Origin of the sequence: Spirosoma utsteinense (genome assembly GCF_014282275.1) — a bacterium.
GTDB lineage: Bacteria > Bacteroidota > Bacteroidia > Cytophagales > Spirosomataceae > Spirosoma > Spirosoma utsteinense.
Genome location: NZ_VFIA01000074.1, coordinates 1 through 12,303 on the forward strand (window position 1 = coordinate 1; position 12,303 = coordinate 12,303).

Here is a 12,303-nt window from a genome sequence, read left to right on the forward strand (position 1 = left end):
CCCCCTAATTTGCCAAAGCCAACCCACGGAGAGCGACAAAATCTGATGAGTTATAATACGGTAAGACACGCTATAGGCGATATTACTGAATCACCAGGTCCGCATTCGGTGTATGGTGATGATATGGCTAAATTTTTCTATTTGGTGCCAGAAGGTGGTAATTGGCGAGATCTACCGGAGGATGTTAAACCGTTAGCTCTCGGAAATGCCTTCAGTTCGGGGGGGGGTAAGACGGGATTTTTTAGAAAACTGAGTTGGGATGAACCCTCACCCACTATAATAGGCCGCGCCAATCGGAAAGGTAGTGCTATGTGTCACCCTGAGCAGATACGCCCTTTATCTGTGAAGGAGTGCGCTCGATTACAGGGATTTCCAGACAACTGGAAAATAGAGGGGTCAATGAGTGACCAATATCTACAAATAGGCAATGCTGTGCCTATTCACTTAGGGGAAGCCATAGGACGGTTATTTGTAGGCCCCAAAGGTGAGTATGTACAGGAGTTTGAAGATCGTGAAGTTGAGCCGTTAGAATCAATGATTGATGAAGGCTTAGCGAAACTTAAAGCATCTGCCCACAATAAAAAGAGTCGTAAAGCGATCCGCCTTAAGAGTGAGCAGGTAGAGCTTTTTTGATAAAAATATGATTAAGTACATCGGCTCAAACCATCTACTTCAGAGCGTACATCCGATACTGAAGCAGCAAATAATCAATGCTCAAGCAAACTTGTTGAGCGTTGAGTTTATAAGTTCATTCGACTTCCTTTCTAAAGTATTCGATGACCTACGTATTAAATCAACTGTAAGCGTGAGCTTGAAGGATTTGCCGGTTAGCGACTTGGCCAATCGAAAGTTCAGTACCTTATTAGATGAGTTTGGTACAATGCTAACGGAGGAAGGATTTCCAGAGCAATCTATTGCTTTACACGCTGTGAACCTTGCGCAACAGACGCACTTATTACAAGCTTTTGCTTCCCCTTCGGAAGCGGTGCTTTACATTGAAAACAAGGTAGAGACTATAGTAAACACCTTTCCGAAGAGCGTCAAAGATATTGAGGTAGGAAGGAATCCAGGAGATGTAATAGACCCCTACATTCTGGCAGCGACCCAGTTTCTCCTATGCGAGGGGGAATTTAAAGGGGCTGTTAGTGCTATCGTCGCCCACAAAGCTCTGATGATTATAGAGGGGCTTATGGGGCACCTACACGAGGATATAATAGGTATGATGAGAGGGAACGTACGCGTTCCTGAGCCAAGAAGTACAGATCGGGAAACAATCGATCCAGGACATAACCCTTTCCCCGGAGCCGATGTTATGCAACCACCATTTTTTGAATCGGATACAATTAAGTTTCACCAAGTGAAGAGTAAAACCGGTTCTGCCAAAGGGGGCGACGGTGTAAGACTTGGTAGTCAACTCCAAGCCCTACAGGACTTTTACGGTGGACAGACATATTACCATGCGCTGATAGGAAATACGCTAAAGGGACATCGGTCTATGGCCGCTGTGTTGAGCAAAGCACCTGATACAATCGTGTTAGTCGGCAGTCCATCTTTTAATCAACTAACGAATAGTGAAATAGGGCCGGAATTATTGCTAAGGGTTTATCAGTCTGCATTCCGTGCGGTAGCTATAAAATCCGGTTATAGCCTTGACGCTATGACTGAAAATATTGTTGCGTCTTTCAGTAAAAGACCCGATGTGCAAGCAGATGGTTTCTTAGAAGCTCTGCTTAAAGATGTTACTCAGGGTGATCCTAACGATCAGGATAGTAGGTTGTACGTAGGGGGTAGGAAAAAGCGTAATTAAAGCTACCATCAGTTTAAAGCAGCCTCTATTTCTTGTTTCAAACGTTCTTGAGCAGCTTTACCCATTCTGACAAACACGGCGTTACAGTACTTAACGCGGTCGTTTATCCGGTCGTCTGTATTTTCCTTTAACTGCCAGTTATACACCAGCTTGTTAGCCGCTTCGGTGCCTATATCTTCCAAGTACAGGGCAATGTTCCTATCTGTCACCTTCCAGGCCCGCAGGTTGGCTACTACCTTGGCGACGACGGTATTTTGTAGCCAAAACTCCGGTATTTTTCCATCCTGCCTTCGTTGGAGCGTGAATTTAAAGCCGGTTATCTTCTTACGGCCCCGCGTCAGTCGGTCAGTCTCATAAACTGGCTCATAGGCAAAAGCCAGGTTTGTACCGGCTAATTCTTCTAAAGGCTCTGTGATCGTGCGGGCTATCAAGTCTTTTGTTAGTGGGTACTTCATCTTAGGAGTTCCGTCTTTGTCCCGCTTGATCTTGCCGCGTTTATCCTTTTCATGCCAACAGTCCATAAGTTGCCGGTACTGTTCAACCGTCGGACACCATACGCCCGTGTCACGGAAGGCGGATAGGATTTCAAAAAAGCGCATTGAGTACCAGCTTTTAAGGCTCATATAGTTACTTAGCTGATACTTGCTATAGTGGGCGATCTGAATAAAGTACGGTTCTAACTGTGGATTAAGCAGTACTGTGATAATCCCGTCTTTATACCCTACCGTCTTTTCTTTCGTCGTGTCCAGCAAGTGCCTAACATACCATTCTGACCCGTCTAAGCTTTCAAATTCCCATTTGGCGTCTGTCAACTCGTTCAGTGCCCCTTGCACCTCCTTGTATGCTGTTTCTTTGGTTATCCCGGCTTCAGTGATGATGTCCACGATACGGAACTGATAGTAAGGCCGCAGCTTAAAATCATCGTCGCGTATCTGGTCAATGACACGGGCCATGATACGTTTGGCGGCCACGCTCATACGCCCCTGACGAGCAAACGTTACGTTCCAATGCTGCTTAATAATTTCCTTATGTTGCGGCTCGTAGGTTAGGCCGAGCGGTATAGTTAGCTGAGTGTTGCGCTTATCTTCCTGCTTCATGGTTCAAAATTAGTAAAAAAGGACATACAATATACTTGTACTAATATTCCGGGGTATATGTCCTTTTATTCAGTCTCTGAGTGGGGGTATATGTCCTTTTATTCGGCCCTCTGAGTGGGGGTATATGTCCTTTTATTCGGATCGACTCCTTATATAGTATTTAACTATTAAGTAAAATTTCCTACTATGATAGTTGTGAAGCCGCGCGTTGCTAAAAAAGTGTGGATAAGGTGAAAAAACTAATCCTGACGGGGATAGAAAAACAAAAAACAAACAAGACCGCGCGTTTGCTAAAAAAATCAAGAAGCCTGCAACTATATTTTTAGTTTATATACTTTTAGTAAATATGAGTCACATACCATTTATTTAGCTTTCTTTCTTCTTTTGTCCTGTGGAAGTATTATTTTAGTAACCTGATTTGGGCCGATCATATGAGCCGAAGCGACTAACCTTTATCCCCTTTTACACATGAGTTTCTTTACCTGGTTGGGTATGGGTTCGGAAATGAACCAAGCCGACGTATGCAATGCGACCCACTAAACTCCTAATGGGTAGAGTTCCCGAAAAAAAACGAGTTTGTCCACAGTTTTGTCTCATTGGTCCCCAGTCACGTCCTGTTGGTACAGCCTTGCCTATTTTTCGAACACGTACTGCGTTATCTATTCTTAACCGGAAACAGATTTACCCATATGCGTTTTTTTAACTGGTTTGGTCAGGCTTCCAGGAAGAACCAGACCGACGAACTAAGCCGAGCGATAGCCGGAGAACAGACTACAATTGATTGGCACGAGACGGAAAAAACCCGTACTCAAAAATGGATCACCGAGCGGAAAGCGTTAGCCGCAGCTAAACGGCCTGAGTTGAGCAGCGAGGGGGCGCGGTACTGGTTTGACCAGAGCGAGAACGACGAGATCAACCGGTTAGAGCGGTCCATCCAATGGAACGAGAGCTATATCATTCACGCCCGCAATAATATCCTTTACCACCAGCAGCGGGCCAGACGGTAAGCCATTGAGTAAAGAGCCTGAACCGTGCCGGCATGGTCTAAGCTCTTTACTGATCTGCCAAACCAGTACGCTTTTACCATCCGGGAGCGTGGGCGCGGAGCGGTCTTGTAAAGAGCAAGCCGGAATGCCGCTGCGCAGCATTCAACGACTTGCTTTACTTCGTAAAGTCTTGACGGTCAGTAATTTAATAAAACAGGGTACAATTAGAAAACAATGGTTTTTGTGTAATAGACTGACTATCAGACCTAAATTCAATGGAAACGACAATAAACGAGCAAACAACGCTGAGCATCGACCGGACTACCGCCGACGAGTTGGGCCGGATGGCCAACAGCTACGGGCTGAGTAAAAAAGGGTTGTTGGTGGCCATGCTCCAGTATTTTAAAGCGACGAAGGCCGACCCCCGCGACCCCAAAGCCGACAACCCCACCGACGCCATTAAAGCACTCGACCGGCGATTAATCAGCTTTATCAAACAGCAGGAGAAGGAGCAGCTACGGCCCATCAAAGACGAGTTGATTTTAATCAGCCGCAAGCTCTACGAGATGGACGACCCGGCTAACGGGGTGGGTAAGGTGGAACACCTGCGGAAGATGAACGAACGGCTGCGGCAGATCGCCGACAAAGTAGGCGTAACCGTATAGCCCGATGGTCACTAATTTTTCCAGTCCGATCAAAGGAGCCAACGGCGGAAGCTGTAGCCGATTAGCCGGGTATTTAGAGAAAGAGAATAACCAGCTACCACCCGGCCAGCAGGAAGCATTTTTCTCGTCTCAGAGCGACAAAGTAAGTCAAATCGAGGTAGTAGCCGGAATTGATCGGAACGGGGCCGCACAGGGGCTTAAAACGGGTCAGGATCGGTTTTATACGTTCACCATCGACCCCAGCCAAAAGGAGTTAGCCCACATTGGGGGCGATAGGGACAAATTGCGCGACTATACGCGGGCCGTGATGGACAATTACGCGGCCAATTTTGGAAAGGGAATCGAAAGCCGTGAGCTGGTTTGGTACGCCAAGATCGAGTACAGCCGCCACTACGCCCACGATGATAAAGCGGTGCAGGAGGGAGCCGCTCAGAAGGGCCAGCCGAAGGAGGGCGACCAGACCCATATTCACGTAATCGTTAGCCGCTTTAAAGAACGCCAGCAGGAGGGGGAGCGCAGCACGTCACTTTCCCCACTAACTAACCACCGCCAGGCGGGGGGAGCCATCGGCAACGGCTTCGACCGGGTGAATTTCATCCAGGCCAACGAGCGCAGTTTCGACCAGAAATTTAGCTACAGCCGGGAGCAGACCGAAACATTCGACCACGCCCGAGCCGCCCGGAGTGAGCACCAGCCCGACCGGTTAGCCGCCCGCGACCAGGCGATAAAAGCGCAGATCGACCGGGTACGCCCGCAGCCGCAGCGAGACCAGGACCAGGCCACCCGGCAGGAGCGGCCCACCCACCAGGAGCCAACACAATCCAACTATTTAAGCCGTTAATCAACCAGCAGCCATGCAAAAAGCACTGAGTACGTTACTGGGTACTGTGATCGTCACCGTAATAGCCTACTGGTTGACGCGCAGCGTTTTAGGGTTTGTCTTTACGAGTATTGGGGTTTACAAGATCGCCAGTTTAGGCCGGTTGGCCACCAGCCTAACCGAGTTGGCCGCTTTTGGCGTGGGGGGATGGGTGCTTTACTTAGCCATCATCGGCGGTAAACGGGGCAAAGGTGCCGCCATCGGGCAAGCCAGCACCACCACCCGGACCAAGACTAAAGTAAGCCGCAGTGTGTATACCATTGAGACCCACACGCTGGCCATTCCCCGAATCTACCTGACCAAGCCGGAGCGGGGCGTACTGATCTTAGGGGGAGCCGGAGCGGGCAAGAGTAAAAGCCTGATCGAGCCGATTATTCGGCAGACCATTCAGCAGGGGCGTACCGGGTTGCTGTATGATTTCAAGTTCCCCACTTTAGCCAGGGTAGCCGCCCAAGCCTGGCAGCAAGCCCAGAACGGGTTAGGCTTCTATTACGTCAATTTCGAGGACTTGACCCGTTCCCACCGGGTTAACCCCTTGAGTCCGGCCACCATGCCGACCCAGAGCCACGCCGACGAATACGCCAGGGCGATACTCTACAATCTGAAACCCGACGCCATTAAGAAAGGCGATTTCTGGACCGATTCAGCCCACAGCTATCTAACGGCGCTGATTTGGTTTCTACGGGAGGAACACCCGGATTTTTGCACCCTGCCCCACGCGATGGCGTTAGCCTTTCAGCCGACCGCCGACGTGGTGGCCCTCTTATCGACTAACCCCGAAACGCGCGGCACCATTGCCAGCCTGCGCGAGTCGGTGCAGCGCAAGGCCGAAGGGCAAACAGCAGGCGTCGTCTCGACGCTGCAAACGGCCCTACGGAAGATCAACACCAAAGAAATTGTGTGGGTGTTGTCGGGGGACGATTTCGACCTGAATCTAAACGACCCCGACGCGCCCAAGTTCGTCACGCTGGGTAACGCGCCGACGCTATCCAATACGTTCGCCCCCGTTATCGCTTTGCTGGCCACCGTCGCCCTGAAGCAGATGAACCAGCAGGGTAAGCGGCCATCGGCCGTAATTTTAGACGAGGCCCCCACGCTGTTTATCCCCAATTTCGAGCAGCTACCCGCCACCGGCCGCAGCAACGAGATTGCGACCGTGTTCGGGGCGCAGGACATTAGCCAGATCGAGGATATGTACGGGCGCAGCAAGAAAGACGCTCTATTATCCAACCTGAACAACCAGTTTTACGGGCGGGTTGGCCACCGGGAAACGGCGCAGTACATCAGTGATCTATGGGGCAAAGAGGACGTGCAGCAGCGCAGCCAGGGCCGTAGCGAGAGCAGCCGGGATTTTGAGGAAGGGCGCAGCACGTCGGAGAGCATGACCGAGCGGAGCCGGGTACGCATTCAGGACGTGTTAGAGTTGCAGACGGGCGAGTTTTACGGGCAGCTCGTCGATTCCGATTTCAGCAGCTTCAAAGCGCAGATCAAAGCCCAGGAGGGCGGCCCCCTGCCGGAGATCGTACCGATTACGATGGTCACGGCTCACGACGTAAAACAAAACTTCTTACGCATCCAAGCCGAGGTAGAAAGCCTGTTCACCAACCAAGGACCCGACCGAGGCCGAGTTACGGAGCCAGTCACCCCCCAACCCATCACGCCCGCCCCCCTGAACGGCCAGGCGAAGCACAACGGGCAGGCCCGGCACCACGACGAGAGTTTAGATTTTTAGGATAGTGGGTTGCCTTCGGCGACCCCTTAGCGGGGAGCAGGCCCAACAAATAAGGCGGGTCGATGCTGGCCACTCGTGGCCAGCATCGACCCGCCTTATTTGTTGGGCGACTGACCGAAACAGAACAATCTTGGGGAGTGGCCAACATTCGTACGAAATGTTCCATCGAGCCAATCCTACAAGTAAAACAACTCAACTTGAACTGACCGAAGGTTTACTTTGAATGGTTGACCGAGTTTGTTGCCCAGAAAACAGGTACAAAAGCGCTCAATTTGTTAATCCTTGACTTGGTAAAGAAATCGAACGTTTCCTTTACCATTTATGTAATTCGCTCATTACGAAGCAATTAATTCCATGAGATAATCTTCATGGAACATTTCGTACTAATGTTGGCCGCTCCCCAATCTTTGGAGCAGTACCCCTACCGAGGGGCCAAAGTCGCCAGGAGCGGGGCCAGACCGGGCGTCAACCAGGCCCGCAGCTCGTCAGTTTTACTCACAGCTACCAAACATTATTCCGTTTCGGGTTAAGAGCCTGTTTAAAAATGGGGGTAGTGGGGTAAAAACACGGAGCCAGTCTACCTTGTGGGTTAATCCGACTAAAGATGTACCCCACCGACCTGACCGACTCCGCCTGGCAAGTTATCGACCAAATCCTTGCCGACAAACGCAAACGCAAATATTCCCTCAGAGCGATCTTTAACGCCCTGCTGTACGTGACCAAGACCGGCTGCCAATGGCGGCAAATGCCCAACGATCTACCGCCTTGGCCTATCTGTTACTACTATTTCTGGAAGTGGCGTAATGATGGTAGTTGGGAAAGACTCAACAAAACGCTGGTCGAACGTCGGCGGCAAAAAGCCAATCGGCACGCTTCACCCAGCGTGGGCGTGATTGACTCTCAAAGCGTTAAGAACAGCGAGTGGGGCGTAGTACCCAAAGGCTTTGACGGCAATAAGAAAGTACAGGGCCGTAAACGCCACATCGTTGTCGATACGCTGGGTTTAGTCTTAGTGGTGGTGGTTCATGCCGCCAACCAACATGACAGCCCGGCGGCTCGTGCGGTGCTAAGTTCGCTGGCCCGGCAGGGCTATGAGCGGATGAGCAAAATATTGGCCGACAGCGCGTATGGGAAGAACTTAGCGGATTGGGCAATGAAGTCATTTGCTTTCATCTTGGAGGTAGTCAAAGTCAGCGAGTTAGCCGGTTTTCATGTGCTTCCCATGCGGTGGAAGGTGGAACGCACTTTTGCGTGGATGATCTGGTCCCGACGGCTGAGCAAAGACTACGAATGCGGCTGTTCTTCTCACGAGTCATTCGTCTATTTATCCAACATCAACCGAATGCTCAAGCATCTTTAAACAGGCTCTAAATGTGAGGAGACACCGGAGCCGCATTAAATCGCTGTTCCACCTGTTTCAGCACATCGTTTCTGCCCTGACGGTAGCCGTACTGTTGTCCCCAAGCGAAACCGGCCGCAGCAGCCAGGGCAGTAACCACAATCATAAGAAAGAGCCGCCGACGGGCATAATTTGAAGTACTCAATGGATAATAATCCGAAGTTAATATTCGGGAAAAACCTTTTTTATTTCCGCTTCTGCTGTAGCTGGATAGCCTTGATTGTCTGAATTTCGAGCGGATGTACAGCTATCTTTAAGCTTTTTTATTTTATCAGCTTTCCAAGCAACCGAATTGTAAGATGACAGACCGCCAACAAATGAGTACACATAGTCCCATAGGTTTTGGCAAGAGTAGAAAAAATGATTTACAATTAAATTTTCAAGTTCATAAGAAGAATATACGTACCCACTTTTAGCATTCCAATACTTCATTAATCTAATTAGAGGACGTATTTGGCTTTTCTCAGAAGTGTTTTTGTTAACTACCTTCGTGTTGAAGCTATTTGGATGAGTGGTTAACCAAGTTGTATAAGTTGACGATGGAGCCGGAATTTGGTAATCATCGTAGGCGCTCTTAATGGCTGGAACAATTTCTATTTTTATTCTTGATAACTCCAAAACTACTGTTGGATGAGACTGATATATTTCAGACGTTGAATACTTCGCTTTGGCAAAGTCTTTCAACCAACCAAGATAAGTAGAAGGCGTATATGATGAATTGCTGAAAACGACCATGTAATCAACATCAGAATCATTGTCTGCCTTTCTTGGCATGAGTGTTTTTCTGGTATATGAACCAAAAGCAAAATGTTCGTTGATAGCACTACTGAGAAAGTAGTTATCAATCTTTTTGCCGAGAGATTCGATATGCCCATCTATGACAGTACGCTCATAATCAGTAATAATGAGTTTACTTGCGGTGTTAGACAAATGGCTGCTTACGCTCATCTGGAATGATTATTTTATTTGAAATTCTTTCTTGAGTTCTTCCCATTCTTGGGCAAGCTGTTCTTGCATCTTAAAAAAGATGTCACTATCTAAGGGCATTGAGGCCCAAGCTAATGTGGTTTCATAAGTGATAACATTTTTTAAAGCTTCAGGCTCTCTATTTTCAAAATTTACATTTTTCATTGAAGTAAAAAATGTTGTAAACGTCTCTTTTAAGCTGTCTAACCTGGTTACGAATATAGAGAGTTTTACAGCGTTCTGAATAAGAGATAAGGGTAGAACAGCTTCTGTCAAATAACGAACTATACCTTTATCTCCTACTGTGGCAGAAAACATAAATACAAGGAGAACTATTACAGCTTTAGAATATACCGCAAACTGCATCTGTTTAGCTATATTGAATGAATGATACGTGTTCTCGAAGCAATTAACAGAAAGTTTATAAAATCCGGGATTAAGCTTGTCTTGAGTAAAGTAGTTGTCAACCCTCTTACCAGCAAAATTTGTTTCAAAAGAATTGTCAACGTATTGTAACGTCCTGTTTCTTTCCGCTTTAGAGAAAATATAATTTTCTCTAATTTCCAAGAGGATATACAGCACCACGAGTATTGAGTTGAACCCAATAGCTAATTCAATGTAATCGTCTGAACCCTTGTAACTTTTTGAGAACTCATACTTATTGTTTAAGGTCAGTAAGAAAGTTATAGCTGTTGATAGATACAGGATTCTGGTCTTATAAGTACCTATTTCCGTAACTCTGTCGTAATCCGATTTCATGCTTTACAATAGCTAAAGTTGAATGGAACGCCTACACACCAATACGGCTGAAATCTAACTTATTTGAGTTATGCTACCCCATGAACTTAAAAAAATACAATATAAGGCAGCTTGTAAAGGTAAGCGAAACGTAGGACATTTCCGAGGGTTGTTTTATAAGATATCTTATGTTAAGGGATTCATCCACGAAACCAGACACAACGGCAGACACCCACTGAACCCCGAAAAATGCAAGCAGCCTGCTCACATAGCCAATGTACATACAAAACGTCTGACGGTTGGAAACATCTGGAAAATAACGTACTTAGCGTCTGTACAAAACGTCTGACCGCTTAATCATGGTAACCCCCGACGCACAGACACAACCGGAGTTTCGTCAGCAGGTGGAAAATACGACGCTGACACAACCCGAATTAAGTCCGACAAAACCCCAAACGGATGAAGAAGCAGGATTAGAGCGTAATAAAGGGGGGCGACCGCGTAAAACCCCAAACGTAATACCGTGGACAGTACGGGGCGTTGATTTAGAAACGCGTACAGCTATTGAGAAAGCAGCCAGCCGCAGTAGTAAGACCATTGGCCAGTATATGAACGAGGATTTACGGCAGTACGCCCAGGAACAACTAAAAAAGGGAAATCAGCCGCCTATGCGCCAAGAGGACATACGCACTGAGTTGGACGATATCAAGGGCATGATTACCCAGCTTGCCGACCGCTTGCCCGCGCAGGAGAAGCGGGGGTTCTTTCAACGATTTTTTGGTTGAAGCCATCTATAGGGATATGACGGATCAACTAAGCCACAGTGAGATAATCAGCAGGGACACAAGTCGTATGATGTCCCAGATGAAACGCAAAAACACGAAGCCTGAAATTTTAGTAAGAAAGTTTCTTTTCTCTCTGGGGTATAGGTACAGAATTCACGTGAAGGCTCTACCAGGAACACCAGATATAGTAATGCCTAAACACCGAGTTGTAATCTTCATTCACGGATGCTTTTGGCATGGTCATGAGCAATGCACGGTCTCACACATTCCAAAGACGAGAACAGACTGGTGGCTTGCCAAATTTGAGAGGAACCAGAACCGTGATAAGCGCGACTGTGCGAAACTCCGTCAAGATGGTTGGGATGTGGTGGTCATATATGAATGTGAGTTGAGGAAAAAGAACATCAATAACACACTGCACAACCTGACAATGTATTTAAAAGCACCGTCGCCGAACGATAACAATCATATCCAAATTGACTGATGAACGCACAACAAAAGCCGGAAATTTGGTCCTTTTTTAGCGGGGCTATGGGTTTAGATATTGGCTTGGAAAAAGCGGGGCTAAAAACAACTTTAGCGGTTGAAGTGCATCCTATTTTCTGCGAAACCATAAAGAATAACATGCCTGAGCTTGACGTAGTAAAAGGCGATGTAAGAAATCTTACGGGCGAGTTGCTGCGACAGAAAAGGGACTTCTACGATGAAGTGTATTTAATGGTTGGGGGGCCACCGTGTCAAAGCTTTTCGACTGGTGGCAAACGCTCAGCCTTGTCTGATCCGAGGGGTAATTTGATATATGAGTACCTCAGATTAATTAATGAGATTCAGCCAAAATTCTTTGTCTTAGAGAACGTAGCAAGTATTCTCACTGCGGCAGTTAAACACCGTAAAATTGCAGATCGGCCTGGTAAGAGTTGGAATTTAAAAGCTTACTCAGGTAGAGAACTTATCAACGGTGAAGATGGCATATTACCATTGTTGCCGGAGGAACAATCAGGCTCGGCTTTTCGATTTCTTTTAGACGACATAAAGGCGTTAGGCTACCACGTTACTTTTGGCGTCTTGAATTCAGCCGACTATGGTGCTTCCCAAAAACGTTTGCGCTTTGTAATGATTGGTTCAAAGCTTGGGAGTCCCCCTAATTTGCCAAAGCCAACCCACGGAGAGCGACAAAATCTGATGAGTTATAATACGGTAAGACACGCTATAGGCGATATTACTGAATCACCAGGTCCGCATTCGGTG

At 47.6% G+C, this 12,303-nt stretch carries 14 protein-coding genes; 10 read left to right on the forward strand and 4 right to left on the reverse strand.

Features of this window, described 5'->3' with window-relative positions; all coding sequences use genetic code 11:
• A partial coding sequence (locus FH603_RS26590; RefSeq protein WP_222439563.1) for a DNA cytosine methyltransferase occupies nucleotides 1-633 on the forward strand: 633 nt, incomplete at its 5' end.
• A 7-nt stretch (nucleotides 634-640) separates the two neighbouring features.
• The gene (locus FH603_RS26595) at nucleotides 641-1,807 is read left to right on the forward strand and encodes a hypothetical protein (protein WP_186742102.1); all 1,167 of its coding nucleotides are present in this window, start codon (nucleotides 641-643) and stop codon (nucleotides 1,805-1,807) included.
• Between the two features lie 8 nt (nucleotides 1,808-1,815).
• Here FH603_RS26595 and FH603_RS26600 read toward each other — a convergent pair whose 3' ends face one another.
• Complete coding sequence (locus tag FH603_RS26600) at nucleotides 1,816-2,904, reverse strand: replication initiation protein (protein ID WP_186742104.1); 1,089 nt, start codon at nucleotides 2,902-2,904, stop codon at nucleotides 1,816-1,818.
• 689 nt (nucleotides 2,905-3,593) lie between these two features.
• On the opposite strand from FH603_RS26600, the gene FH603_RS26605 reads away from it, so the two are divergent.
• From FH603_RS26605 to FH603_RS26625, 5 genes are all read left to right on the forward strand, one after another.
• A complete protein-coding gene (locus FH603_RS26605) occupies nucleotides 3,594-3,911 on the forward strand; it encodes a hypothetical protein (protein ID WP_186742106.1) in 318 nt (105 codons plus the stop codon).
• A 254-nt stretch (nucleotides 3,912-4,165) separates the two neighbouring features.
• The gene (locus tag FH603_RS28795) at nucleotides 4,166-4,555 is read left to right on the forward strand and encodes a BfmA/BtgA family mobilization protein (protein WP_244968039.1); all 390 of its coding nucleotides are present in this window, start codon (nucleotides 4,166-4,168) and stop codon (nucleotides 4,553-4,555) included.
• Between the two features lie 4 nt (nucleotides 4,556-4,559).
• A complete protein-coding gene (locus tag FH603_RS26615) occupies nucleotides 4,560-5,396 on the forward strand; it encodes a DUF5712 family protein (protein WP_186742108.1) in 837 nt (278 codons plus the stop codon).
• Nucleotides 5,397-5,409: 13 nt separating this feature from the next.
• Nucleotides 5,410-7,167, forward strand: coding sequence for a type IV secretory system conjugative DNA transfer family protein (locus FH603_RS26620; RefSeq protein WP_186742110.1), 1,758 nt, complete (start codon nucleotides 5,410-5,412; stop codon nucleotides 7,165-7,167).
• A 604-nt stretch (nucleotides 7,168-7,771) separates the two neighbouring features.
• Nucleotides 7,772-8,527, forward strand: coding sequence for an IS5 family transposase (locus FH603_RS26625; protein WP_186742112.1), 756 nt, complete (start codon nucleotides 7,772-7,774; stop codon nucleotides 8,525-8,527).
• Nucleotides 8,528-8,534: 7 nt separating this feature from the next.
• Here the strand turns inward: FH603_RS26625 and FH603_RS26630 are convergent, their stop codons facing one another.
• The 3 genes from FH603_RS26630 to FH603_RS26640 are packed head-to-tail and all read right to left on the reverse strand — an operon-like array spanning nucleotide 8,535 to nucleotide 10,291.
• A complete protein-coding gene (locus FH603_RS26630; protein WP_186742114.1) occupies nucleotides 8,535-8,711 on the reverse strand; it encodes a hypothetical protein in 177 nt (58 codons plus the stop codon).
• A gap of 17 nt (nucleotides 8,712-8,728) precedes the next feature.
• Nucleotides 8,729-9,514, reverse strand: coding sequence for an SMODS domain-containing nucleotidyltransferase (locus FH603_RS26635; RefSeq protein WP_186742116.1), 786 nt, complete (start codon nucleotides 9,512-9,514; stop codon nucleotides 8,729-8,731).
• Between the two features lie 9 nt (nucleotides 9,515-9,523).
• Nucleotides 9,524-10,291 (reverse strand): hypothetical protein, encoded by a 768-nt coding sequence (locus FH603_RS26640; protein WP_186742118.1) that lies wholly within the window; start codon nucleotides 10,289-10,291, stop codon nucleotides 9,524-9,526.
• 338 nt (nucleotides 10,292-10,629) lie between these two features.
• Here FH603_RS26640 and FH603_RS26645 point away from each other — a divergent pair, with 338 nt between their 5' ends.
• From FH603_RS26645 to FH603_RS26655, 3 genes are all read left to right on the forward strand, one after another.
• On the forward strand, nucleotides 10,630-11,055 hold the full coding sequence (locus FH603_RS26645; protein WP_186742124.1) for a hypothetical protein: 426 nt from the start codon (nucleotides 10,630-10,632) through the stop codon (nucleotides 11,053-11,055).
• A gap of 16 nt (nucleotides 11,056-11,071) precedes the next feature.
• Nucleotides 11,072-11,539 carry a very short patch repair endonuclease gene (locus FH603_RS26650; protein WP_186742135.1) on the forward strand — a complete coding sequence of 156 codons (468 nt, stop codon included), beginning with the start codon at nucleotides 11,072-11,074 and terminating at the stop codon, nucleotides 11,537-11,539.
• Nucleotides 11,539-12,303: DNA cytosine methyltransferase (locus FH603_RS26655; protein WP_186742141.1), on the forward strand; the 765-nt coding region annotated here is incomplete at its 3' end. The genes FH603_RS26650 and FH603_RS26655, both read left to right, overlap by 1 nt.

Excerpts from the sequence above, each read along its gene's own strand:
- FH603_RS26595 (WP_186742102.1), top strand. The coding sequence starts at position 641 with ATGATTAAGTACATCGGCTCAAACCATCTACTTCAGAGCGTACATCCG.
- FH603_RS26600 (WP_186742104.1), bottom strand. The coding sequence starts at position 2,904 with ATGAAGCAGGAAGATAAGCGCAACACTCAGCTAACTATACCGCTCGGC.
- FH603_RS26605 (WP_186742106.1), top strand. The coding sequence starts at position 3,594 with ATGCGTTTTTTTAACTGGTTTGGTCAGGCTTCCAGGAAGAACCAGACC.
- FH603_RS28795 (WP_244968039.1), top strand. The coding sequence starts at position 4,166 with ATGGAAACGACAATAAACGAGCAAACAACGCTGAGCATCGACCGGACT.
- FH603_RS26615 (WP_186742108.1), top strand. The coding sequence starts at position 4,560 with ATGGTCACTAATTTTTCCAGTCCGATCAAAGGAGCCAACGGCGGAAGC.
- FH603_RS26620 (WP_186742110.1), top strand. The coding sequence starts at position 5,410 with ATGCAAAAAGCACTGAGTACGTTACTGGGTACTGTGATCGTCACCGTA.
- FH603_RS26625 (WP_186742112.1), top strand. The coding sequence starts at position 7,772 with ATGTACCCCACCGACCTGACCGACTCCGCCTGGCAAGTTATCGACCAA.
- FH603_RS26635 (WP_186742116.1), bottom strand. The coding sequence starts at position 9,514 with ATGAGCGTAAGCAGCCATTTGTCTAACACCGCAAGTAAACTCATTATT.
- FH603_RS26640 (WP_186742118.1), bottom strand. The coding sequence starts at position 10,291 with ATGAAATCGGATTACGACAGAGTTACGGAAATAGGTACTTATAAGACC.
- FH603_RS26645 (WP_186742124.1), top strand. The coding sequence starts at position 10,630 with ATGGTAACCCCCGACGCACAGACACAACCGGAGTTTCGTCAGCAGGTG.
- FH603_RS26650 (WP_186742135.1), top strand. The coding sequence starts at position 11,072 with ATGACGGATCAACTAAGCCACAGTGAGATAATCAGCAGGGACACAAGT.